Below are 20981 nucleotides of genomic sequence, written 5' to 3' on the forward strand. Positions count from 1 at the left end.
CAAGCGCTTGCACTGATACTTTTAAAGTGGGAGTTGGTACCTCGTGGCCCCCTTATGTAATGTATGATGATGTTAGGTACACAGGTTTAGATGTTGAAATTACAGAACAAGTGTTTCTTCGCGCAGGGTTTTGTGTAGAGTTTGTTAAACTACCTTCCTCTGCACGAGGAATTGTCGAGTTACAAAAAGGTGAAATCGACGTGTTACCCTCTGCCAGTTATAACAAAAGTAGAGCCAAAATAGCCCACTTTAGTAAAGGGTATCGTAGAGAAAGGATGCGCCTATTTACCCGCCACATAAATCAACCCATTAATAGTCTGACCGAGCTTTTCTCTGCGGAATACACCTTTACCGCAAACCCTGGTGCGTATTATGGTGAGGAGTTAGCACAAATCTTGACCATAAAATGGTATAAACAAAGATTGTTTGAGGTTGCAAGCGTGACGCAACGGATGGAATTAGTTAAGCGAGGGAGAGTGGACTTCTTAATTGAAGATGAAATCAGTGGTTTGTATTTTAAACGGTTATTAGGCTATAAAGATATTCAATTACATAGCTATGTTGTTAATGATAACGCCATTCACTTTATGCTCAACCGAAAAAATTTTGATAGTGAAAAGGTCAAGAAGGTAAATAACGCGATTAGTGAGTTAAAAGTAAGCTTGCAGGCAATTGAAGATAAGTATACCAAATGGATCAAGTCGCCTTAGCGCCCACTATATTAAGGGCGCTGACAGTTTTTCGACGGGGGTATTTACCCTAGCCGTGTAATGCAAATACTGATATAACCAAAGTTTTGACCGTAGTCTTGTGCAATATCATTGGCAAATGGCGTAAATTCACCTGAACGGTTTATCCTCATTTCACACGCATCGGTAATTACAAACGCATAATCATCAAGACAGCTAATACAGCCAATAAGCGCAAACCAAGGCGTGTTCATTGCACGCTTAAACGGCGTAAACAATTCGACAGGTTGCTGTTTTACGCCAATTGTTTGGCCTGTGCGTTGCCAACCTTTAATGCCAACTTCTTGCCCTTTATCATACCAAATACTGTTTTTCTCTATATTGAATTTATATGTGGCGCCTTTTTCAAGCATGATACCGGTTAGGTTATAGTATTCAGAGGCGTACGCCCTTATAGTGATACTTTCTCCTGCTTTTAATATGGTGATATGTTGATTTTCAAGTGTGATATGGGGGCTTAACCCTGAACACATAAGATGCTCTGCGTGGCTGTTTTCAATATTGTGAGGAAGCGATTTAAGTGATTCAGGTCGATAGCTACTGATTTTATTGATCCGTGTTGCAACGCTGTGATGAATGGTTGGTAATCGTTCACTTACTTGGTTTTGTTCGAGCACAGTACATAAACGAGTAACAGATTTAAAACTACTGTGCATCCAAAAATAGTCATGTTGATGACTTATAGCCAGTGGATCAGGGCTTAGTGTAAGGTCATCTTTATCAATGAGTAGCGTACCATCGTGTGGTAAGAGTGCTTGAAAGTTAATGTGTTCTTGATTCAAAAGTGTCAGAGGGATGTTAAGTGTAATAAGCCAGTTTAGTGCATAACGTAGGGTAATGTCAGATAAGCCACTGCGGTAATACCCACCACCAACATCTGAATGGCAGCCCGCAAACCAAATTTCTGTGACGTGAGGCGCGTAATTAAATAATGTGGGCTCAAATGAGCGCCGCTTATCATCTAAGCTCACACAATGCAGTGCTTGTTCCACATTACTAGCGACACTGTGATCTTCAAAAATAACATGCTCAGCACCGCAGGTCGCCTTTGTTATTTTGGAAAAACCGATTGACGCGATAGTATCAAATACACATAAATAAACGCCACTACTTATATAGCGCTCTAAGCACTTTGCAAATCGTCTAGCCAGTGCCGCACCACGACTAAAGCCAATCAATAGCACTTTGTCGCCATCTTGGTAGTGATGGTTAAAGTCATTCATTGCGGTTGAAAGAATAGATCCGACTTCGTTGTCATTAGGTGCCAGTATTTGATTGAGCAGTTTTTTTACCTCACTGCCTTGATTCCCAATGCCTGAATAATAAAAGCACTGCTGTTGTGGCAAGGCTGCTTGAGCATGAGAGTGGAGTTTGCCTCCCAGCATGAGATGCAATTTAAGGACATTACTGATCCCGGTATCTTCTTTAAAATGCTCACTACTGTATTGATGCGTGTCTCTTGGTTCACTGGATGTTCCATCAAAGTTGAAAATGAGAGTTTTGTAAGCGGTAGGGTTAGGCATCAAGAACCTCTATGTTGGTTTTCAAGTGAAGTGAAACCCAGCTGACTATGAGCCGAGAACGTAATAAAAACTTCTACAACATGATCAGATACTGCACATTAGAGTATAAAAATATGATATTTTTAGGTCACTTTATTGAATATACTGAGACAATCTCTATGGTGCATGAGCAGCAACTGCTTCAAAGCTTATCGCAACATTTTGGATTTGCCACCTTTCGCACGGGGCAAGCACAAACAATCACACAATTATTAGCTGGGCAGTCGTCTTTAGCGATATTTCCCACAGGATCAGGTAAATCCTTGTGTTATCAATTGACAGCTTTGCATTTGCCTAACTTGACTTTGGTTGTTTCTCCTTTGTTAGCGTTAATGCAGGATCAAATAGATTTCTTGCAAAAAAAAGGCATTGCAGCTGCGAGTTTAGATTCAACGCAATCAAAAGCACAGAGTCAGGCCGTTATGCAGGGAATTCGCAGTGGCGACATCAAGATATTAATGGTGTCTGTTGAACGCTTTAAAAACGAGCGGTTCCGTGAGTTTATTAAGCAAATTCCTGTTTCGATGATGGTTGTTGATGAAGCGCATTGTATTTCTGAGTGGGGCCACAACTTTCGGCCTGACTATTTAAAATTACCTGAATATAGAAAAGCATTAAACATTCCATTGGTGCTGTTACTCACTGCAACGGCGACAAAGAAAGTAAAAAAGGATATGGCTGAAAAGTTTCATATTGAAGCGCAGCATATTGTTCAAACCGGCTTTTACCGCGCGAACTTAGATATTAATGTACTTGCGTTATCAAATGATGAAAAGCTCACTCATCTGGTACATTCGGTAAATGCTCAAACTGGAGCGGGGATCGTATATGTTACGTTGCAACAGCAAGCTGAGCAGGTCGCTAAACAATTGCAGGCTTCAGGTATAAAAGCTGCAGCGTACCATGCAGGTTTAGGTGACGATGTACGGCAGCAGGTACAGCAATCGTTTATGCAAAATCAACTTCAAGTCGTTGTTGCAACCATTGCATTTGGTATGGGAGTGGATAAATCGGATATTCGATTCGTGATCCATTTTGATTTACCGAAATCCATTGAAAATTACAGTCAAGAAATAGGCCGAGCGGGCCGAGATGGGCAACCATCGCAGTGTGCTGTTTTGGCAAACTTGGATGGCATTGCAACGGTCGAAAACTTTGTGTATGGCGACACTCCCGAACTTTCAGGTGTTGAAACGGTTATAAAAACCATTCAATCTGAGCATCAAAGTGGTCGCTGGGATATGCAAGAGCTGGCATTATCAAAGGCAAGTAATATACGGGTGTTGGCTTTGAAGACGCTGTTAGTGCAATTAGAGATCCGTGGTGTCCTCACCTCACAGTACGCGTATTACGCTGATTTTAGAGTTAAATTGTTATATACAGAACAAAAAATTCTGGCTAAGTTTGATCAACTGCGACAGCAGTTTTTACAACAGGTGTTTTCGGCAACGCAATTTAAGAAAGTGTGGGGAACGGTTGATATAGCCTCGTTAGTATCTCAGGGAGTTGATAGAGAGCGGGTTGTTTCAGCACTTGATTATCTCAGTGAACAAGGCTTAGTCGAACTAGAAAGTAAACGTGTCATGCAGGTGTATGATGTCAATATTGAACGGTTAGAGCAAGCCAATTTGGCTGAGCAACTCTATACGTATTTTAAATCAAAAGAGCAAAGTGAGTTGAAGCGTATTGCTGCGATGATCCGCTTTTTTGAACTAGACCGTTGTTTAAGTGCTAATTTGGCACATTACTTTGATGATACAGACGCTCCAGAAATGTGCGGACACTGTAGCGTATGTAAGGGGAAAGTGGCGCAGCTAGTAGCAAGCCAACAACGTGTTTTGCCAAGTGATGAACAGTTGCGAACAAATGTATTTGGTTTACAAAAGCACCTACATAATGCATCTGAAAGTGCCAGTGCAGATACGGTCCTACGGTTTTTAACTGGCGTAACCACGCCATTATTTAGCAAATATAAACTCAAGCAGTTGCCGGGGTTTGCCTGTTGTGAAGGTCATAGATACGCAGTGGTAACAGATAAAATTAAACAACTAGGGCTAGTTAGAGACTAGCTTATCAGGTGTTATTCAGATTGTGTTGAGTAATATTATGCTGGTGATGATAAATAAAGGGCTAATGGTTGTGATGAAATTACAGATGTATACTTTTTTCGGTATTTTACTACTTAGCAGCACGCAAGTGTTTGCACAAAGCGACATATATAACTTTGATACTATTCAAACATTAATGCCTGCAAGCGCTTTTGAAAACAATGAACGCGTGTACCCTAAGCAAAGTGATTTTAGTATTGTGCGTGCGATCCCAATGAGTACAGATTCAGGAGAACGCGCAGCGTTAGTTGTGATAAAAAACCAAGCATCAGGTCAGCGTATTTTTGATATCAAACAGGTTGTGGCCATTATCGCTGACGGTACGCGTGTCTATGCTCAATCGGAGGGTTTAAAAGTGAAGCTCTCCGGCAATGAGCAAACAACAGTGAAGTTGGAATTTGGTAAATTTGATTACCCAATAGTGAGTTTATATACCTCAGAGAGTGAGTCGTAAAATACCAATGCATGTACATATAACAAAACTGGCAGACAGTGCAGCCCGTCAAAGCAAGTATATAATTGGCCTAATGAGTGGCACCTCACTGGATGGACTCGATATTGCTTTATGCAAAATATCAGGCCATGGTCGTGCAACAAAAATAAAGGTCTTACAATTTACGACCTGTGATTATCCAAAAGAAGTGAAAGATAAAATAAGAACGGTTTTTGCTAAACCTCATGTAGATCTGGCGTATTTAACGTTATTGAATGGTTGGTTAGGGCGTTATCATGGTCAGTTAGTCATTCAAGCGCTTACGCAGTGGCAAGTTGATTCGAAAGACATAGACGTTATCGCAAGCCATGGTCAAACGATTTATCATTGTCCAGCCCACCAACATCAATATAGTGAGTTTGGCGATGGTACCTTACAAATTGCAGATGCTGATCATATCGCAGTAACCACCGGGATCACAACATTGTCTGATTTCAGGCAAAAGCATATCGCGGCGGGTGGAGAAGGGGCGCCTTTGGCACATTATGGAGACTATTACTATTTCAGTAGTGATAGCGAGCACCGCATATTGTTAAATATGGGTGGTATAGCAAACCTAACCTGGTTACCGAAAGGCGCGAAATTTAATGAGGTTGTTTGTTCTGATATTGGTGCGGGCAATACGATTATGGATGCATATATGCATCGCTATTGTGCTCAGGAATATGATAAAAATGCACAATTTGCACTTCAAGGCCGTATTCATCCCGGGTTGTTAGCGCAGTTAATGAGTGAACCTTTTATTAACCGTCTGGGGCCAAAAACCACAGGGCCTGAAGTGTTTAATTTGGCAATGCTGGCAAAAGCTCAAACACGTAGTGGTACTTGCTCTTTATCACACATGGATGTAATGGCGACTTTAAATGCCTTTAGTGCCCGTGTAATAGCAAAATACATCAATAATTTGGTTGAAGATGAACCGGTAACGATTTATGCAAGTGGTGGTGGGTATCATAACCCTTTGCTCGTGAAACAAATAAAAGAAGCACTCAACGAGAATTTTGTATTGGTGAGTAGCACTGAATTGGGAATAGACCCAGATGCAAAAGAGGCGGTTTTATTTGCCATCTTAGCCAATGAAGCACTCTCAGGAGAAAGCGACCAAGTACAAGCTGCTGCGCAAGGAAAACCAATGGTTACGATGGGAAAAGTCAGTTTTCCAGATTAAAATATCGAGAGGAATGATGTGAGCACACTGGCGGCATATCTTTTTGCTGTTTTGCTCCATGGCGTGCTTAAAAATGGTTTTGAAGCACGTTGTTTTACTTTGAATTGATTTTGTATTTGTGCACTAAACTCGGCTGAGTTTTTTACGGTGTTATAGATCCCAAGCAAGTTTAATTGGATCACATATTCACCATCATTACCACGCCCTTTAAGGCATAACTCAACGTGACCATTATCTAGGTGTTGTTTGGTCAGGTGGCTATCAGCTGCAAAACTAGCGCCTCTGCCTGTTACTGATGTGGCAGACAGTGAAATACTATCTCCAATTTTTGCATCATAAGGTAAAATGCAATTAATCATTACCCCAGCTGGTTGATAATTAAGCAAAAGAGTGTCGTACTGCATCGCTTCTGCGCATACATTAGTGGTATGTTCGTCTAAGGTGCGTGCTGCAAAACTAAGCCGTACAGGCTGGTGGTTCATGATAGTTAACGTGCTCTGATTATTTGATGGCGGTATTATTGATCAATACCATGACAGTTTTATGACTTTAAATGCAATAAAGCGATTTGTGACTATTAACTCAGTATATGTAGGTGTGTTTAGGCACTAACCAGATTAAACCTGCATTGGTAATGTTATAAATTTAATTTCTAAGCATAATTTTTCTTATTATGCCAGTCTATTGCGTTACGCGAAGTATTTGCTCACCCACTGCAATCTCTTTAAAAGTGGGGGGCTGGGAGGTAAACTTTTGCTTGAGAAGCGCATCAATTAGCTGTGCTTCAGTAAATGGATTTTGGCCCATAGCAAAATGCATATTGACGGTTTCCCAGTTAAGTTGTGGTTTATAAAATAGTATGAGTTCAAAGTGATGATCAAAGTGTGCGATTAATAGGTATTCTTTTTGAGAGTCTCCATATAAATCAACAGCAATAAAATTAAGCTTGGTACTATCAAATAAACTTCGATGTGCATTTTGGACGTGGCTTTGTAAAGCCACTAAAAGCTGTTTTGGGAGTTTTACCATGGGTAAGCCAATACTGCTGTCTAGTTTATCAATAATATTTACATTTTTGTGGCTTTGTTGCCGTGCGTATTCAGTTTCACCCGAAAGTACTCGATCAATTCTTTTTTGCAGTACTGTATCGTTTTGAGCGTAGGTATTTTTTAGCGATATTAGTGCCTCTTTACCAGGCATACCTAACGAAAATGCAAAGTAATTAAGATCAATATCTTCAACGGCTATACGTCCAGAGTTAATATAAGCCATTTGGCTCGATGCTGAGATTTTTTTAAAGTCGAGTAGTGGAGATTGACTTGCAAGCAATGCTATCACCAATAACACCCCAATCCGTGTATTTATATTACCAAGATGTTGGTACCAAAGTGTTTTATATTTGACTATCACGGTACTATAACAGGCATAATAAGCCATCAAAAATAGGCATATAAATATTCCCCATAGTCGGTCAACAGATAACCCATACTGGGTGACTCGGTTGTACAGCCCATATCCACTTATCCCAACATAGATAGGTAAAATCAAAACACAGAGCGTGAGTGCAATATATAGTGAGTTGGGCGCACTGAGTTTGTCTTTATCGTTTTGTAACGCTGTATTGAGCGTTAGAAGAATGAGTGTGAGTAAAATAAAAATTAACGCACTACCACCATTATCCCAAAGCGGTTGTAAACCTTGAATCATTAGTGTCATTAAAAATAAGCTACTTAGCGCAATTAAAAGAGGCAACAATGATAATGACAGTGCTTGAATGAGCCTATTGACTGTTTTCACCACGGTGACGTTGTTTTTTACTTTAATGACAGCCAATGCGTGACTGATTGATATCATAAGATAGATAAACCATGGCTCGTAGAATATGGTTTCAAAAACCGTAATATTAATAACGGCAAATAATTCGGCCCAAAGAACAAAAATCAACCAAACCATAAGTGTAAACAACCCTGCAAAAATCAAGGTAATGGCCAGTTTTGATGCGTGGTCTATTACGGCTGTATAGTTAATACGCCAGCCTTGTGAATGCTTTACAATGGACTTTATAAACAACAGTACTTTGAAACTGATGAGAGTCATGATCACAGCATAATTAAAACTATGAGATCCGAGGGATGAACCCGATATATCAGAGACTTGACTACCTACATATGCACCTAAGCCACTACACATGAGAGAAAAGAAAGTCGCGTACCAAAAGTGTTTGGAGGGCGTGCTGTTATTAACACCATATATAAGAAGAGTCGGCATAGAAATCGAGAAGGTGTAGCAGGCAAACATGACAGCAGGGGAGCGTGCGATTGGCCAATTAAAGTCAATTGCTTGGTGTAATAAGAGTAATGTAAGCCCTTGCAACAAGGCAATTAAAAGTAACAATTTTGATTGAAATGGGGTTATTTCAGTATGCTTTGAGAGCATGAACAATCCTTGTTTTTTAGGGCTTAAAGCCTACTATACTATGTATTGTGAAGATTAGGTATTTCGTATTGCATTCGCTTTGCTGAGAAAGTTTTCTTAAATAGCCGGTTTTGCCACATCTAAAGCTTGATAGTATTTATCGGTGAGCTTTTTTATATTTTGTTTATTTTTTATAATGGCTAAATTAAATGCTTGTAATTTGGATTCACTAAACATGCCAGGCCTGAGCATGTAATGGACCGGATCATTGCGCACATTGAATCTTGTCGCTTTCACGTGACCTTCAATTTCTTTGCTATTTTTAATCAGGTAAGCACCCGTGAGCAAATCTTCAATGACAAAATTAATGCGCTTGTATTTTAATAATCGAAACCGTGCGATTGAAGCGTTCATTTCAACAACGCAGTCAGGACATTGCGCTCTAAATTTGCTAAAAGGTGCACCGTACACACTGCCTCTATTGATTGCCGTTATTGATTTTTCTAAAAATTCAGGAATAACTTTGGTTTTATCTGTCTCCATTGTGTCTGCGAGGATAAAGTCTTGGTGTGAGAACAGCTGCATGAACTCTGTTCGATAAGCGACGCTAAATTCGGAAAACCCCCTGCGCGGCGAGGTATAACTGGCTGCAAATATAAGGTCAATGTTGTTTTTTTAAATTCTTGAAACGCACGACTTGAAGAAGGGAAGGAGACATATTCCCAACACAAATTGATATCTGATAGGATCATTTCAATAATGTCGATATCTAAGCCTGAAAAGCCACCGTTATTTATATAAGAATAGGGGGGCCAATCTTTTGCTGCACTGATGCGTATTTTTTGCTCGCACGCGTAACTCAACGGCACTAAGCCTAATGCAAAAAGCGGTATAAGAAGTTTAAAGAGGAACATGGCCCGCTTTATTGGCAAACAGGTTTGTATTATATACCGAAACATTAAGCGCCTTAGCACTGAGAACAATTAATATCAGTAGTATAGCTGTCGGGTAGCTTGAATCAATGTAAATGCGTTTCTTACTAAGAAACGCATAACTCAGGTTAATCTATGTTGAATCTACCTACGAGTTTGTCTAGTCCATCAGCTAAACTCACCAGTTTTGTCGCACCGTCTGACAGGCTGTCGGTGGAGTGACTCACTTGCTGCACCGATTCGGTCACTTTTTGAATCTGGCTATGGGTTTCATTGGCCGATATACCCTGTTGACTTGCTTCATGGGCAATGGTGCTAATGAGCTCTTTTACCTTGGTTACACTGCTGGCGATGTCGTCGAATGCTTGATGTGCTTGTTCAGATTAGGTGATCGCATCATTCGATGCTGACACGCTTTGTGTCATTTTTTCTGATACAGAGCGAGTTTGATCAATGAGCTTGGTTAGCACCTGCTCTATCTCTTGGGTCGCATCGTGAGAACGCTGCGCGAGGGTTCTTACTTCATCGGCAACCACGGCGAATCCTCTGCCTTGTTCTCCTGCTCGAGCAGCTTCAATGGCTGCATTAAGGGCAAGTAAATTGGTTTGCTCAGCAATTGCCCGAATAACACCCAGAATATTCGTGATATTGTTACTTTCACTTTCGAGTTGACTCATGGCCGCCGCTGAACCACTTAATGAGTCATTCAGCTGCGCAACTTGTGTTACGGTGTTACCAATTAACGTATTACCATTATGTGCGCACTCATCAGTTTGCGCAATTTCAGTCAAAGAGTCTTGGCAATTTTGGCTGACGATATGTGCCATATTGTTGACGGATTCAGTATTTGTGGCTGCTTGGTTTGCAGTGTCGGATTGACTATGGCATTGCGTGCGAATATCTGTAATTTGGGTTTCGAAATGATGGGCTGCACTATTTAAGGTATGCGCATTTTGCTGAATATCTTTCACTAAGCTGTTGATTGAATTTAAAAATTGATTAAACCACGTGGCCAGTTCACTGATCTCATCGTTACCAATGACTTGCAGTCGTTTTGATAAATTACCTTCCCCTTGAGCAATGTCTCTTAAGCCTTCAGATACTCGCTCGATGGGGTAAACAATTTTGTTTGCCAGTATAACGGCGATAATACCAAAAATAACCAGCATAACCAGTGCAATCATGCTGATGAGCATTGACATGCTATAGGCCGAAGAAAGTATCTCCTCCTCATCAATGATTGCAACAAATCGCCAATTGAGTTTATCTGAATGATAACGTTTTGCGGTGACTGTTTTTTGCTCTGTTTCAATAGATAGAAACGGCTGGTTACGTGCTGCTCCAAGTGCTTGGTACAGCGGCGAATTCAACTCTTTCATATTTTTAAAGTTGTTATCTGGATTTTTAGGATCCGCAAGAATCACACCATTGCCATCCATTAAAATTAAATAGCCCGTTTCACCTAAGCGAATGTTGCTGACTATGTCAGTAAGTGTTGATAAGGTAACGTCTAAAGATTGTACGCCAGCGAAGCTGCCATTTTTGTATATGCCAGTGGCAACAGACACCATGGCTTGGCCTGTCACACCTTGATAAGGCTCAGTAATAATAACATCTCGAGGGGATTTTTTAGCATTTTGATACCAGGGGCGTTTTCTGGGGTCGTAGTTGCCCAGAGGCTCAGCGGGGTACTGAATAAAGCCGCCTTGTTCAGATCCTAAGTAAACAAATAACAGCTCTTCGTGGGTTACCCCAAATGCTGTGAATAGTTCAAATATTTCAGCTTCTTGCGCACCATTTTCAAGTGGAGCCATCATTCTTTCAGGCCCCGTATAGCTGCTTATATCATCAGGAATATTACTGACCAGCTTACTTTGAGCTAGAAAACGCGCGTTATTTTTCATTTGGTCGAAGAACAACACAAACGTATTTTCGACTTGACGAATTTCGTTACTGGAGAAGTCTAAAAATTGTTCCAAAGATTCCTGCTTTGTTTGAGAAATACTCACCAATGAAATGGCTAAAATGGGCACTATCACCGTTAATAGAAAACTCACTATGCGCTTTTGACGCATTCTCATCTGATACTCCCGAGATTGTTTGAATATTGGTTATATTTGTTATGTAATTATGTGTAACCCTTTAAATTATAGATACAATCGCAGATTTTGCTGGTTTTGTACAAAAATACACAATAAATAATTGCTGCCAAGGCGTAGGCTAATCTATACATTAATTTAATTTATCTCGTGCTTTTTCATTAGTTTATAAAAGTCTGAGCGGTTTCTTTGCGCTAGCTTTGCAGCTTCAGCAACATTCCCCGCACACAGGGACAACACTTTTTGTATATACTCCTGTTCAAATTGTTTTTTTGCGTTGTTTAGCCCTTGAAAGTGATGCTCTGATTGCAAAGGTAGCGCGTTTGTCATGATATCCTCGGTGATGAGTTTATTGCTACTGAGCACCACTGCGTGTTCACAGACATTGTGAAGTTGACGAATATTACCAGGCCAATGGTAGTTTATTAAATGTGTCATAGCTTGTGGGCTTAGATGCTTTTCGTGTGCACTGAGTGTCTCTACAAACTGTTCAGCAAGTAGGATAATGTCTTCGGGCCGCTGGCGTAATGCAGGTAACGTAATGGAGACCACATTCAGTCGGTAATAGAGATCTTCACGAAACTCTTTGTTAGCCACAGCTTGCTGTAAATCTTTGTGACTGGCAGATAAAAAACGGACGTTGATTTTATGTTCAATATGCGACCCCAGAGGCCTAACAGTACGTTCTTGTAATACACGTAAAACCTTTACTTGTAGGTCTAACGGCATATCACCAATTTCATCTAATAAGATGGTTCCGCCATCGGCGCTTTGTAGTAACCCCGTTTTATCGCTAATGGCACCTGTAAACGCGCCTTTTTTGTGGCCGAATAACTCGGATTCTAACAGGTGAGCGGGTACCGCAGCACAGTTAATGGCGACAAATGGTCCATTGGCGTGCTCACTTGCTTGATGAATGGCTTTAGCTGTAACTTCTTTACCTGTACCACTTTCACCTTGGATGAGAATATTTACATTACTTGGCGCGAGTGCCTGAATATGCTTGACCACTTGTTGCATTGCTGAACTTTGATAGGTAATGCCAAAATAACGGTGCTGATCAGTGATGACACTGCGCGTTTGGGTGTGCTCTAATGCATTTTCTATGGTTGACAACAAAGCTTGGCTATCAATTGGTTTGCTTAAAAAGCTCAAAAAACCTTGCTGTATGGCATCTACCGCGTCAGGAATTGAGCCATGTGCGGTCACCATAATCACCGGAAGGCCAATATGGTGCTTTTTAATGTTTTCAAATAACTCAAATCCATCCATATGGGCCATTTTTAAATCGGTGATCACAATATCAATGACTTCTTGGCGCAGAATTTTTAACGCCTGTGTACCTCGGTGAGCACATAGGGTGTGATAGCCATTAGCGAGCAAGCGCATAGCTAATAGCTCCGCAAGGGCGTGGTCGTCGTCAACAAGTAAGATGGTGGCTAAACTCAAGCTGTTATTCCTCTATTGAATTCGCGTTATTATCGGTTTGTGTTGCATTGAGGTGCCTAAGCTCAATGAGCGCAAGTTGACGTTTTAATTCAGCGAGCGCATTTTGCGTAACAGATAACTGCTGCTTTTCTTTCTCCAGTGCTTTGCGTAATTTAATATTTGCTAACCTTTGCTTTCGTAACCGTTGTGTATTGAACTTAAGTGAATCGAAATAAACTCGGTATTCATCTGGCCAGTTATATGAACGCGTAAACTGTTTCAACAGGCGCAGCTGTGTTGTCGTCGAGCGTGTGTTACACCAATCAGTGAAAAACGTATTAATTTGTTGGTATTGCTCAAAATGAGCGGGAAGTTCATTGTTGTGAGAACATGCATTTTTTTGTGTGCTCATCAGTGTTGCCAACGGCGCATAAGTAGGGGAAGACACCTCGAGGGGCTGTGTGGGTGCTAGCACAGGGCTTGATTGGCAGGCACTTAACAAAAAAGTGAGGATGAAGAGTATGATAATACGCATTATAGACTGCCTTCCACTGGAAATTGTACGCAGATATGGGTGCCACTTTCTACGTTATTAAATTGAATGTTGCCCTTGAGTTGCTTGACGGATTCTTCAACAATGGCAAGTCCAAGGCCACTGCCAGAGTGGCTATGACTGTGTTGGCCTCTGAAAAATGGCTGCATGAGTTGCGCAAGCTCTGAAGATTCAATGCCAATACCATCATCCACAATAGAGAATGTCGCGATGTGGTTTTGTACCGAGAGGCTAACTTGCACTTTATGCTTGGCATATTGAAGCGCATTGTTGATAAGCTGGATTAAAATGAGTTTACAAGGCATATACGGAAGCCCCTCTGTTGAATCACTTATTTGCCAGTCGATATGTTTAGTGTGAGACAGTGAGTGCGTGCCAAACTGGGTTTGTAAGTCTAACGCCAGCGAGTTCAAGGCCTTTCTCTTTTGTTGATGTAAAGGGTGACTCGCCGCACTGTAATTAAGTAAGTCATCAATCAGTATATTCAGCCGCGTTAACGACGTATCCATTATTGTTACGATTCTTTGTTGTTGCGGGTTGAGAATCCCTATGTCATCACTTTTTAACAGGCTATTCCCTTCGCTTAACGACGATAATGGGGTTTTCAACTCGTGACTGACATGACGTAGGAAAGAGTCTTTTTGGGCATGACTACGTTGTAGTTCATCATTGAGCCAGCTGAGCTTCTGGCCAAGTTTACTTAACTCATTGCTGCCATGTAACTCAATTTCACCCGAATACTTGCCATCACCCAAGCGAGAGAGTGTGTGCTCAACTTTGTACAGTTGTTGAGTAACGCGATGAATGAGCGCGAGGCTGATCATAATAAATACAGGGAGTAAAATGAGCAATAAAGCTACAAACCAATGATTCGCATATGAAATATTGGCGCGCTTGGCGGCTAGACGTATTGCCAGTGCTTGGTGAAAGAGCTTTTCGGTCGTGCTGAGTTGGTAATGTAAGTCTTTATAACTAACAAGGTGAGAATCATAAATGGGCACCAGCGAAAGTACTTGTTGCCAATTGGCAACAAGTACTGTTTCTACAATCGCATTTTTAAGTAAAATAATGCGTTTATGGGTCATTTTCCACTTATTTTCGATACTATTTTGTAGTGCAGGGCTATTGAGTAAATGATTATTCTTTTGCGCTTTTTCTAATGCAGAAATGTCTTCCTTTAACGAGGAAAACTCTAATATAAGTTGATGATTATTAACGTAAGCCTGATGCATTCTTTGTTGTTCAGAAGACACATGGTTTGCATACCAAATTGTCAGTGCAATAATGGGAATGAGTGCCACAGCCAGTGCCAATTTAGCCTGAAACCCCAAAGAGCGAGAAAAAAAATTTTCCTGCGATTTTTTGAGCTTTATAAATGGCGGAGCAACCTGCTTTTTTAACCTATCAATCGTCATATGAAATACTGTTCCGAGACACGCAGTCGCCAAATAGCAACTACATAACCTATTGATTTTTATAAACAACACGAATTTTTCGCATTTGTATGTTGCTATTTAGCAACAGTCACACTTAATCCTTCCTGAACTAAGCACAGTGCCAATTCATAACTCACTGACTTAAATAGATTTTTAACATATGGCACCAAAGTTGAAATAATGACTGTGAATTCAATGAACTGTGTTTGTAATGTGCAGTTAGATACTTAACTTTGGAGCAATACGATGATGAAAACAGCACTACTGATACTGACGGTATCTATATCAACAGGTGTCATTGCTAACTCTGAATTCACGCAATTAGATACGAATAATGACGGCGCTATTAGCTTGAGCGAGTCAAAGGCGAATCCAAGTGTCATGGCGCAATTTAAAGATTTGGATACCGACAATAATGGTCGATTATCAAAAAGTGAATACAGCCACTTTGTTAAAAAATAACGTGGTGGTTAAGTCGACAGAACAACATGCTCAAATATAAAAGAGGATACAACATGAAATTAGTCCACGCCTTTACGGCAACAACATTGATGTTCGTCAGTGCATTAAGCTTTGCATCTGGGCTGACATTTGCTGATTTAGATTCAAACGACGATGCTCAAATAAGCCAAGAAGAAGCCTCGGTAAACATGCAATTAAGTGCGCAGTTTTCGTCGCTCGATTTAGATAAAAATAAACTACTCAGTAGCAGTGAATTTTCAAATTTTAAATTATAGGTGATGATATGAAAATGCTTAATGTGATGGTTGTCGGCGTGTTAACAGTTATGAGTATGAACGCGCTAGCTGACAACTTCAGTGACTTTGATTTAAACCAAGATGGCTTTATTAGCCAAAGTGAGGCGGCCATATCGGATACGTTAACGTCTCAATTTATGAGTTTAGATACCAATAAAGATGGCAAGTTATCTAAAAGCGAGTTCGCACACTAGATACTTGATTACGCATTGATTTATGACAACAGACGGAGAGTTCAATGAAAATATTTACAGCATTATTTACCGCAATCTTATTAGGTGTATCTCATGGTGCGATAGCGAGCAATTTCTCATCACTGGATAGTGATAAAGATGGCTTTATTAGTAAAAGCGAAGCGGCACATTCGGAGTCACTGTTAAAAGTATTTGATTTATTAGACAGCGATAAAGATGGCAAATTGTCGAAAAAAGAGTTTCATCAATAAGTAGCCTCCCGTACTACTTGACGCACAAAGCCTAGGTATGACCTAGGCTTTTTTCGCTTTTATCAGAAGCGATATGTGATATTGGCACTCACTTGGAATTGATTGAGTGTATCACCATCAAAATGCCAGCTACACATGTCGGTTGTTGCCGGATCTGAGTCACAGGTGACTTTAGATTTATTCTTTACGATAGTCGCTAACCAACGTACTTCAGTTCCCACGCTTAAGCTGTCTAACACTTGATATTCTAAACCACCAAACAACCCGGATGCGAAGAACGAGTCAGCGTCAGCAAAGTTGGTATCAAGGCGGTTAACTCCCAATTGTAGACCTAAATATGCGTCTAGATTATTGTAAATTGGGCGGTATACCGCACTTTGAAACAACAAGTATTTCATTTTCACTTTATGTTGCGTGCTGCCTTCTAATTCACCTTCATATTCACTATAAAACAAACCATATTTGGTATCGGCCTCATGCCAATCAACACTGAAACCGTAATGACTGTCGTCAGACAATTCATGTTGCTGAAATTTAGAGGTGGTTAAAGTTTGACTATACGTTTGACCAGCATAAGCGGTAATTCCCACCTCTGCGTGGCTTGCGTGAGACGTAAGTAATAAGCCAACAATGCTTGCAAGTATAAGTTTTTTCATGAAATATCCTTTTTAAGAATGTCATGGTGTATGAAATTTTGCGCCTAGTATACGAGATAATCGCTTAGATGCCATTGAATAAAGGTAAGATTATGTAAAGGCCAGGGTGATAGTACAAAAACTGTTAATATATTAAGACGTGGTTCAATGGTTAAATCAAAGCAGCGAATGTACACTGCTCTGATAACGCTCGGCCCATAAGAGTTACAATATAAAAAATAGAGGGTTATATGTACAACCCTTGTTGATTGATGGTTTGCTCATTGAGAGGTTCCTCCAACCAGCCTAACTTAACAGGAGTTTGGTAAAGGCGCGCGTTACCAAGCTGTGGCCAGATATGACATAAGCCCGGAACAAATACCTTAGCAGTATGTATAGGCAGAGGCTGTCTAGTGTAATCCAAAACTAATGTTTCTAGCCCAAGTAGCTTTAATTGCTCTGTTATGGCAATGATATCGTCTTTAAGATCGCCGGACTGAGTTAACGTATATGCTCCATGAGCAGTAGCATCGTGGGGATTCAAAAAATCGTCATCAGAGATGGCATCGAAGTCAAACGGCGCACCGTTTTGGTCTCTAATAGGAATTAATTGGCACAGCTCCGTGAGCGCACGTTGCGCCGCCATTTCTGGTTTTAAATGACAGCCAAAACCGAAGATCCAACCTTGGGTTGTTTTATGCTTTCCAATGGCAGCCATTACAGCGACCCCAGTGTCTATAGTTAAGTCTAATACCCAATAGTCATGATGTTCACGGAGTGTTTGATCAAGGGGGGCTAAGTAATCTGGATTTAAACGCGAGAGGTCGAAACTGGGTTTTATAAGCCGGTTGTACCACCAAATTGCAGTGGCATCACGTTCGATTAGCTCAAACAGAGCTTGTAGAATTGCTTCCTCAAGGTTATTTCCGGCAGCGCAGCCATTGGAGTTCCATTTGCCGTATATATCATCGTGAAAAGGCGTATTGGCAAAGCATAAAACAGAAGGTACATAGACCGCTTCATCACATGTCAACGACCAAACGAGTTGCCAGTTTATTGCTTCGTTATGGGAATACGGTACTGCCGCTTGTTTTCTTCGTGAGTCACTATGAGACTTATTCGAGAAGTGCTGATATTGCGTGTCGCTATACGGGCTGATATCGTCAAAACTGGTATATCGATGAGGTAAGTCTTTTGCTTGTTTAGTTATGTATTGTTCATTGCCACAATACTGCGCATTCTTGCGTTCAATCGCTTCACATAGGGCACTGGCTTTAGATTGCTCTTCAGTTACGCCTTTGCCTAGGCATGCTTGATTAAAGTCGTCAATACTCATATTTTCGATTGACTTCTTTGGTGTTTTAAAGAATGAACTACTAAAAATTGTTATAAAGTTATTGTTGTTTGTCAGTTGTGAAAGCTGGTTAATATACCCCAATATGCAATTGACGTAATGCTGCAGGTTTTCTACTGTACTAGAAGGTGAAATACTTCTTGAACCGCCATCTTGATTGAAGTGTGCCTTCTGATTTTTAAGCTGTACTTTGTGCGTTGAGGTAAGGAAATTAATATTTTCTTTAATAAAGTGTACTTTATGTCTTCTATTTATCTCAATGATGTTAGCGTAATTTAGTTGTGGGTTTACGGTTAGAATGTCTTTTAAAGCTAAATCACTTGCTATTGTTTTAGAATTTCGGATTATTGAACTTGATGGAGCATATAGCTCATTGTAGGTTAAAAGTGGTAAATTCTCTTTTCTTCGCTCGAGATATAAATAAATTGAATCTAAATCTAATTTTGGGCTTATAATCAATGTGTCATAGTTAAATTCAATTATTATAATGTAATGGCTGTTTTTTATATTTAAGTCTAGGGTGTGGATATTTTTTGTTAATATGATTTTTGAGTCACGGTTGTTATCTCTGAATTTAGATATAATTCTCATCTGCTCATCATTAAGCTGTACACTATTTGAGTGTGTGTTTTTATAGTTTTCCTTTTTATCTGTTTTTTCTTTTCTTAATATTATATTCTTATCTATCAGAAACTTTAAAAAGTAAATGAACTTTGCCGAGTCAGCAGGAAGGGTTGATTTATTTATAATTTCAAGTTCGGTTTTTGAGCCATCTATATATTGAATTAACGGAAAGTGCTCTATGCTTAATAGCAGGTTTTCTTGTGTGCTTGACAATGAAAGTATATTTTTTTTAAAATTTAACACTGTAAATTTTGGGTGCCAATGCAATGTGTTTTTGGTCATTTTTATTTCTTAAATAGGTTTGGGCAATAAATCGGGTTATCCAAAATTGATTTATAGCCATAATCTAATTGGTTTAAATCAACTTGAATGTTTTCGGTATAAATACCAATAGACAGAGCGGCTCTTATTTCTTGAGTTTTATTTTGGCCACTGCCATGAATTAAATCCCAATGATGTAAAGAAAATCCACCTTTAGGTAGCGTAATCTCTTGTTCCAAATAAGGTGCATTGGAAGATAACTTTAATCGATTTGACTCAGCATTAATATTAAGCTCTTGCCCTCCTTTTGGGCATGGGAAGAGCCGCTTGTTATGAGAGTGTTGAATGTATTTTATACTGCCACATTTGCCTGAAACATCGGACAGCGGGATCCATAGTGTTGCGATCCCACTCTTAAAGAATGGCATATGTTGGGAATCTCGATGCAAACCAACATTAAAGGAAGGTGAACTTCCTGGAGGTTTTAAATATAGCTGACTGCCCCAAACAGATACCGATTCACATTCTAATATGCTCGCTATTTTAGTGCCGATATTACTTTCAACCAGCAGTGTCCGAAATGCACTACTACACATATGCGGTTGAGCAACTCTTGAAAGTTTACTGGATGAACCATCGATTATTCCCCAATTTTCTAAACCAGTATCGCTTTCTCCTCGCATTATTGCTGGAATGCGGTTTAATGCATTATCGAGTAAGCTGTGTTCAATTGTTGGTTCATTAAATAGCGAATATCCTAAGTCTTCATAGTTGTTTATCATAAAAGCCCTTTAAAATAACATAGCAGGATTGATTTCTAAAATATCTTTAACTGTAGAGGAAGTTAACCCCTTAATATTCAATAACGAGCTGATGCTAAAGTCTTGATGGTCTGGATGAGGGAAGTCAGTACCAAAAAGTAATTTATCTGAACCAATTAAATTAACAACATCATCTAACCCAGGTTCACCTGGTTCAATACTAATATAGCAATGTCTTTTAAAGTATTCAGATGGCTTGACAGTAATATGATCTTTAACTAAATTAGGAAATTCTGGGTAGCAGATATTATCTAATCTCCAAAGCCAATATGGGAGCCAAGAAGCTCCAGCTTCAAGAAAAACAAATTTTACGTCGGGGTATTTGTTAAAAACTCCACCTTCAAGCAAGCTAACAAATGCCATCTGGGCTTCCAATGCATGAGAGCATGCATGCAATGCAAATCGGGAAGTAAATCGATCAGACCCTATAGTAGAACCATGTAAATGTGTTCCACCATGGAAAAGTACTTTTAAATTCAATTTATTACATGCATCCCAAAAAGATTCATATATTGAATCACCAAGATGTTTATTATTAATTGGCTCAGGTCGAATTGTTATGCATGTAAACCCTTGCTTGGCGATTAAACTTAATTGCTCATAAAAATTGCTACGGTAGTGTCTGCTCACAAGTGCGACAGGAACTAAGCGTTGTGGATCTGGTGCACAATAATCTAGTATCCATTTATTGTACCCTTGTGCATAGGCAGTTGAAACTTCGTTAGATATACTTTCATGGTTTATAATATACCCTGCGAAAGTTGGGAATATAAGAGCCTTGGAAATACCATCATTATTCATGCTTGATAATTGGCCAAGTCCAGATGCTGCAAGTTGCCGCGCTTGTTTATTCTGGGGTCTAAGTGCCGTTTCAATTTGAATATCTGTGTTCCAATGCTTTAGAATTGGTGTATCACCGATGCAGTATGTTGGAGGTAAATATATATGAGACTGTTGTGTTGACTGAGAGTCATCATTAGAAATAACATCTAATTTAATATGTACAGGTGACTGTTTAAAAATTTGTGGGTCTACGTATTTTTCCCACATTGAAACCGGCTCCATAACGTGTCGGTCGCAATCAAATATATTCATGAAGGTCCTAAAAAATAGGCTGCAATAACCAAGTTATTGCAGCTA

20 protein-coding genes are annotated in these 20981 nt (G+C 39.9%); 8 read left to right on the forward strand and 12 right to left on the reverse strand.

The window, feature by feature from the left end; genetic code table 11:
* Positions 1-26 precede the first annotated feature (26 nt).
* Positions 27-710, forward strand: coding sequence for a transporter substrate-binding domain-containing protein (locus tag J8L97_RS08685; protein WP_312037139.1), 684 nt, complete (start codon positions 27-29; stop codon positions 708-710).
* A gap of 44 nt (positions 711-754) precedes the next feature.
* Here the strand turns inward: J8L97_RS08685 and J8L97_RS08690 are convergent, their stop codons facing one another.
* A complete protein-coding gene (locus J8L97_RS08690) occupies positions 755-2272 on the reverse strand; it encodes a DUF2235 domain-containing protein (protein ID WP_211048823.1) in 1518 nt (505 codons plus the stop codon).
* A 158-nt stretch (positions 2273-2430) separates the two neighbouring features.
* Here J8L97_RS08690 and J8L97_RS08695 point away from each other — a divergent pair, with 158 nt between their 5' ends.
* Genes J8L97_RS08695 through J8L97_RS08705 form a run of 3 tightly spaced genes read left to right on the forward strand, consistent with a single transcriptional unit; the run spans position 2431 to position 6080 of the window.
* Positions 2431-4380: an ATP-dependent DNA helicase RecQ gene (locus J8L97_RS08695; protein WP_247688594.1), complete on the forward strand. Its 1950-nt coding sequence runs from the start codon at positions 2431-2433 to the stop codon at positions 4378-4380.
* A 22-nt stretch (positions 4381-4402) separates the two neighbouring features.
* Positions 4403-4873, forward strand: coding sequence for a hypothetical protein (locus J8L97_RS08700; RefSeq protein WP_211048825.1), 471 nt, complete (start codon positions 4403-4405; stop codon positions 4871-4873).
* 7 nt (positions 4874-4880) lie between these two features.
* The gene (locus J8L97_RS08705) at positions 4881-6080 is read left to right on the forward strand and encodes an anhydro-N-acetylmuramic acid kinase (RefSeq protein ID WP_211048827.1); all 1200 of its coding nucleotides are present in this window, start codon (positions 4881-4883) and stop codon (positions 6078-6080) included.
* Here J8L97_RS08705 and J8L97_RS08710 read toward each other — a convergent pair.
* The 7 genes from J8L97_RS08710 to J8L97_RS08740 all read right to left on the reverse strand — a co-directional run bounded on the left by J8L97_RS08710 (position 6077) and on the right by J8L97_RS08740 (position 14922).
* Positions 6077-6562: a hypothetical protein gene (locus tag J8L97_RS08710; protein WP_211048829.1), complete on the reverse strand. Its 486-nt coding sequence runs from the start codon at positions 6560-6562 to the stop codon at positions 6077-6079. The genes J8L97_RS08705 and J8L97_RS08710 overlap by 4 nt on opposite strands.
* Positions 6563-6761: 199 nt before the next feature.
* Positions 6762-8516 (reverse strand): DUF4153 domain-containing protein, encoded by a 1755-nt coding sequence (locus J8L97_RS08715; protein ID WP_211048832.1) that lies wholly within the window; start codon positions 8514-8516, stop codon positions 6762-6764.
* Positions 8517-8612: 96 nt separating this feature from the next.
* The gene (locus J8L97_RS08720) at positions 8613-9080 is read right to left on the reverse strand and encodes a hypothetical protein (RefSeq protein WP_211048833.1); all 468 of its coding nucleotides are present in this window, start codon (positions 9078-9080) and stop codon (positions 8613-8615) included.
* Positions 9081-9810: 730 nt separating this feature from the next.
* A complete protein-coding gene (locus J8L97_RS08725; protein WP_247688591.1) occupies positions 9811-11508 on the reverse strand; it encodes a methyl-accepting chemotaxis protein in 1698 nt (565 codons plus the stop codon).
* A 156-nt stretch (positions 11509-11664) separates the two neighbouring features.
* Entirely contained in the window at positions 11665-12975 is a 1311-nt protein-coding gene (locus J8L97_RS08730; RefSeq protein ID WP_211048834.1) for a sigma-54 dependent transcriptional regulator, read from the reverse strand.
* Between the two features lie 4 nt (positions 12976-12979).
* A complete protein-coding gene (locus tag J8L97_RS08735; protein WP_211048835.1) occupies positions 12980-13366 on the reverse strand; it encodes a hypothetical protein in 387 nt (128 codons plus the stop codon).
* Between the two features lie 122 nt (positions 13367-13488).
* The gene (locus tag J8L97_RS08740; protein WP_211048836.1) at positions 13489-14922 is read right to left on the reverse strand and encodes a HAMP domain-containing sensor histidine kinase; all 1434 of its coding nucleotides are present in this window, start codon (positions 14920-14922) and stop codon (positions 13489-13491) included.
* Between the two features lie 267 nt (positions 14923-15189).
* Between J8L97_RS08740 and J8L97_RS08745 the strand changes: the two genes are divergently transcribed.
* Genes J8L97_RS08745 through J8L97_RS08760 form a run of 4 tightly spaced genes read left to right on the forward strand, consistent with a single transcriptional unit; the run spans position 15190 to position 16146 of the window.
* Positions 15190-15405, forward strand: coding sequence for an EF-hand domain-containing protein (locus J8L97_RS08745; protein WP_247682407.1), 216 nt, complete (start codon positions 15190-15192; stop codon positions 15403-15405).
* 53 nt (positions 15406-15458) lie between these two features.
* Positions 15459-15680: an EF-hand domain-containing protein gene (locus J8L97_RS08750; RefSeq protein ID WP_211048837.1), complete on the forward strand. Its 222-nt coding sequence runs from the start codon at positions 15459-15461 to the stop codon at positions 15678-15680.
* Positions 15681-15688: 8 nt separating this feature from the next.
* A complete protein-coding gene (locus J8L97_RS08755; RefSeq protein ID WP_211048838.1) occupies positions 15689-15895 on the forward strand; it encodes an EF-hand domain-containing protein in 207 nt (68 codons plus the stop codon).
* A 44-nt stretch (positions 15896-15939) separates the two neighbouring features.
* Entirely contained in the window at positions 15940-16146 is a 207-nt protein-coding gene (locus tag J8L97_RS08760) for an EF-hand domain-containing protein (protein WP_192509806.1), read from the forward strand.
* A 62-nt stretch (positions 16147-16208) separates the two neighbouring features.
* Here the strand turns inward: J8L97_RS08760 and J8L97_RS08765 are convergent, their stop codons facing one another.
* From J8L97_RS08765 to J8L97_RS08780, 4 genes are all read right to left on the reverse strand, one after another.
* Complete coding sequence (locus J8L97_RS08765) at positions 16209-16802, reverse strand: hypothetical protein (protein WP_211048839.1); 594 nt, start codon at positions 16800-16802, stop codon at positions 16209-16211.
* A gap of 226 nt (positions 16803-17028) precedes the next feature.
* Positions 17029-19041, reverse strand: coding sequence for a YcaO-like family protein (locus J8L97_RS08770; protein ID WP_211048840.1), 2013 nt, complete (start codon positions 19039-19041; stop codon positions 17029-17031).
* A 2-nt stretch (positions 19042-19043) separates the two neighbouring features.
* On the reverse strand, positions 19044-19802 hold the full coding sequence (locus J8L97_RS08775; protein ID WP_211048842.1) for a phytanoyl-CoA dioxygenase family protein: 759 nt from the start codon (positions 19800-19802) through the stop codon (positions 19044-19046).
* A 9-nt stretch (positions 19803-19811) separates the two neighbouring features.
* The gene (locus J8L97_RS08780; protein WP_211048844.1) at positions 19812-20936 is read right to left on the reverse strand and encodes an amidohydrolase family protein; all 1125 of its coding nucleotides are present in this window, start codon (positions 20934-20936) and stop codon (positions 19812-19814) included.
* Between the last annotated feature and the right edge of the window lie 45 nt (positions 20937-20981).

It is taken from the genome of Pseudoalteromonas sp. MMG012, from assembly GCF_018100875.1.
Taxonomy (GTDB): Bacteria; Pseudomonadota; Gammaproteobacteria; order Enterobacterales; family Alteromonadaceae; genus Pseudoalteromonas; species Pseudoalteromonas aurantia.

Coding starts and splice junctions, on each gene's coding strand:
- J8L97_RS08765 (WP_211048839.1), bottom strand. CDS start 16,802: ATGAAAAAACTTATACTTGCAAGCATTGTTGGCTTATTACTTACGTCT.
- J8L97_RS08715 (WP_211048832.1), bottom strand. CDS start 8,516: ATGCTCTCAAAGCATACTGAAATAACCCCATTTCAATCAAAATTGTTA.
- J8L97_RS08770 (WP_211048840.1), bottom strand. CDS start 19,041: ATGACCAAAAACACATTGCATTGGCACCCAAAATTTACAGTGTTAAAT.
- J8L97_RS08720 (WP_211048833.1), bottom strand. CDS start 9,080: ATGCAGCTGTTCTCACACCAAGACTTTATCCTCGCAGACACAATGGAG.
- J8L97_RS08725 (WP_247688591.1), bottom strand. CDS start 11,508: ATGAGAATGCGTCAAAAGCGCATAGTGAGTTTTCTATTAACGGTGATA.
- J8L97_RS08695 (WP_247688594.1), top strand. CDS start 2,431: ATGGTGCATGAGCAGCAACTGCTTCAAAGCTTATCGCAACATTTTGGA.
- J8L97_RS08775 (WP_211048842.1), bottom strand. CDS start 19,802: ATGATAAACAACTATGAAGACTTAGGATATTCGCTATTTAATGAACCA.
- J8L97_RS08780 (WP_211048844.1), bottom strand. CDS start 20,936: ATGAATATATTTGATTGCGACCGACACGTTATGGAGCCGGTTTCAATG.
- J8L97_RS08705 (WP_211048827.1), top strand. CDS start 4,881: ATGCATGTACATATAACAAAACTGGCAGACAGTGCAGCCCGTCAAAGC.
- J8L97_RS08740 (WP_211048836.1), bottom strand. CDS start 14,922: ATGACGATTGATAGGTTAAAAAAGCAGGTTGCTCCGCCATTTATAAAG.
- J8L97_RS08760 (WP_192509806.1), top strand. CDS start 15,940: ATGAAAATATTTACAGCATTATTTACCGCAATCTTATTAGGTGTATCT.
- J8L97_RS08755 (WP_211048838.1), top strand. CDS start 15,689: ATGAAAATGCTTAATGTGATGGTTGTCGGCGTGTTAACAGTTATGAGT.
- J8L97_RS08750 (WP_211048837.1), top strand. CDS start 15,459: ATGAAATTAGTCCACGCCTTTACGGCAACAACATTGATGTTCGTCAGT.
- J8L97_RS08745 (WP_247682407.1), top strand. CDS start 15,190: ATGATGAAAACAGCACTACTGATACTGACGGTATCTATATCAACAGGT.
- J8L97_RS08735 (WP_211048835.1), bottom strand. CDS start 13,366: ATGAGCACACAAAAAAATGCATGTTCTCACAACAATGAACTTCCCGCT.
- J8L97_RS08710 (WP_211048829.1), bottom strand. CDS start 6,562: ATGAACCACCAGCCTGTACGGCTTAGTTTTGCAGCACGCACCTTAGAC.
- J8L97_RS08690 (WP_211048823.1), bottom strand. CDS start 2,272: ATGCCTAACCCTACCGCTTACAAAACTCTCATTTTCAACTTTGATGGA.